The organism is Streptococcus suis (assembly GCF_016743335.1).
Lineage (GTDB): Bacteria > Bacillota > Bacilli > Lactobacillales > Streptococcaceae > Streptococcus > Streptococcus suis_Y.
Genome location: NZ_WCJE01000082.1, coordinates 1 through 2,609, shown reverse-complemented (window position 1 = coordinate 2,609; position 2,609 = coordinate 1). Strand labels below are relative to the sequence as shown.

The window sequence follows — 2,609 nt, the reverse complement described above, 5'->3', positions numbered from 1 at the left end:
GTTTTTACTACATTAAACTAACTATCATGCCAAGCAAGTAAAGAACTGACACGATGCCCAAAAATACCAAATGCGTCTTTCGGCTCATGACCACATAACCTACAAATTCACGAATGAAGGCATTAAGGCTAAAGTAAAATTTGGTTTTGGCGCCATAGCCGATACATTTGATTTTCAGTTTCCGGGCCAATAGCAGAGCTCTGAAAACATGATAGTAATTGGTTACAAGTGCAAATCGACTGCCTGGTTTCATCAAGGTATAGGAGTATTTCAAATTTTCTTCTGTATTGGTCGATTGGTTTTCGATGAGAATGTCTTCAGCAGGCACTCCTTTCTCCAAGGCATAATTTGCCATAGCTTGACCTTCAGCTATTATTTCATCAGGACCTTGTCCGCCTGACATGATGAGCTTACTGCCAGGTTGCTTCTGATAAATCGCTATGCCTTTGTCAATCCGCGAAGTCAAGAGTGGCGTCACCTTGTCACCAATCAAGCCAGCACCTAAGACCACTACATAATCAAGCTTGCCTGGGAAAAGATTGACCAAATTGACAAAGCTAGATGTCGTATAAAGCATGCTGATGATAATAGCATAGGACACTAAAAATCCAACATAGACAAACACCATATTGAAAAAACTGATACCAGAAAGGGAGCTTGCTACAGTCGGCGCGATAAAGAGATAAAAAGTTAAGCCGAAAGCCAATCCTAACGATAAAAAGTTATGAAAACGGACACCTTCTCGCTTCAAAATCCGAAAACCGTTCAGATAGAGGGTAATCAGCAAGACAAATGGACCACTTAAGAAGGCTAGAGCCAATACCATTGCCAGAGCGATTGCCAATAACCGCAAGATTTCGTTATTTTCTAAAATACCTGTTGAAACAATCCAAGCCAAGGCCCAGACCAGGATGTTCAAGGCAAATAGGGAGATAAAAATCGACCGTCGCTCCCAGAAATAGACGAGAGCAAATAGACCGATAGCCGCTAAAAATAACCAGAAAAAGACTATCAAGACTAGTTTCCCCCTGCTAGCATTGACTTAATGGGCTCAAAGGTCTTACGGTGAATGGGCGTGATGCCTAACTTGTTCAATCCTTCCAAATGCTCTGCCGTTCCATAGCCAGCATTCTTGGCGAAGCCATAGCCAGCGAACTCCTTGTCATAGTCCGCCATCATCTTATCCCGCGTCACCTTGGCAACGATTGAAGCTGCTGCGATAGACAGGCTATTGGCATCTCCCTTGATGATGGAAGTTTGCGGTATGGGCGTATCCAACTTCATAGCGTCTATCAAAAGGTGTTCAGGCTCTTGGCTCAACTGCCCCAAAGCTTCCAACATGACTAACTTGGTTGCCTCGTAGATATTGACCTGGTCAATGACAGCTGCATCTTTTATTCCCACACCGACTGCTACCGCTCGCTCCATGACTTCTTGGTAGATGGCTTCGTGCTTGGACTTAGGGATTTTTTTGGAGTCGTTGAGGTAGCGGATTTTGCACCCTTTGGGCAAGATGACCGCCGCTGCCACCACAGGACCTGCTAGAGGCCCTCGGCCGACTTCGTCGATTCCAGCAATGAACTCCACCCCATTTTCATAAAGGGCTTTTTCGTAACATAGCATAGCTTCTAAGCGGACATCTTCTGCCGCTTCTTTTTCCAGCTCCTTACGGCGTTTCTTGATGGCAACCTGAACCCCTGCTCGATCATCCTGAGCTAAGTCCGCCCAGACAGGGCTGTCTAGACTATCTACCTGAGTCAGCAGAGCAGTCACTTCCTTAATCGTTGCCATCTAAGTCACTCACCTTGTCCAATGTATAGGTGCCCAAACGCCCGTCTCGAACGTCCTTGACAAAGAGATTGTAAAAACGATCATAATCATCACGGAAGCCCAGTTTCTTGGTCCAGTCCATGATGAGTTCAGGCGTTTCCTGCTCCAAATCCATGCCCTTGAACCGCTCTTGTAGACGTTCTGGGTAGTTGGCTTTGAAATAATCCAAACCAAAAATAGTCACTTCGTCCATAGGCAAAAGTTGGTCCTTGATAGCCCCAGTCAGAGCCAACTTAAGTCCAACTTCCTGGTCCTCAAACTTAGGCCAGAGAATCCCAGGTGTATCAAGGATTTCAAGGTCTTTATTGGACTTGAGCCACTGTTGACCCTTAGTCACACCTGGTTTGTTGCCGACAACAGCGATTTTTTTACCAGCCAGACGGTTCATGAGAGTGGATTTTCCAGCGTTTGGAATACCGATAATCATGGTCCGCAAGGTTTCTTTTTGAATACCTCTTTGGCGTAGGCGTTCAATCTTCTCTTTCATAAGGCTCTTGGCTGCGTCGGTCACCTTTTTCACCGTCGCTTGTTCTTTTGAGTTAATAGCAAGGGTACGAATACCCTGACCTTCAAAGTAGCTCTGCCATTCTTTCGTACGGACAGGGTCTGCCAAATCGACCTTGTTGAGAATCATGAGCTTGGGCTTGTCGCCGACAATCTTGGTCAGCATGGGGTTTTGGCTGGATAGGGGTAGGCGGGCATCGACCAAAATGGTCACGAAATCAACGTGCTTGATGTTCTCCTGCACCTGCCTGCGAGCTTTTGACATGTGGCCCGGA

Annotated in this window: 3 protein-coding genes; all 3 read right to left on the bottom strand. The window is 46.1% G+C overall.

From position 1 onward, the window contains the following. Positions 1-7: 7 nt before the first annotated feature. The gene (locus F9856_RS11870) at positions 8-1,015 is read right to left on the bottom strand and encodes a YdcF family protein (RefSeq protein WP_202106718.1); all 1,008 of its coding nucleotides are present in this window, start codon (positions 1,013-1,015) and stop codon (positions 8-10) included. A gap of 2 nt (positions 1,016-1,017) precedes the next feature. Next, positions 1,018-1,791: a ribonuclease HII gene (locus F9856_RS11865; RefSeq protein ID WP_202106717.1), complete on the bottom strand. Its 774-nt coding sequence runs from the start codon at positions 1,789-1,791 to the stop codon at positions 1,018-1,020. Then, a partial coding sequence (ylqF, locus tag F9856_RS11860; RefSeq protein WP_236659625.1) for a ribosome biogenesis GTPase YlqF occupies positions 1,778-2,609 on the bottom strand: 832 nt, incomplete at its 5' end. The genes F9856_RS11865 and ylqF, both read right to left, overlap by 14 nt.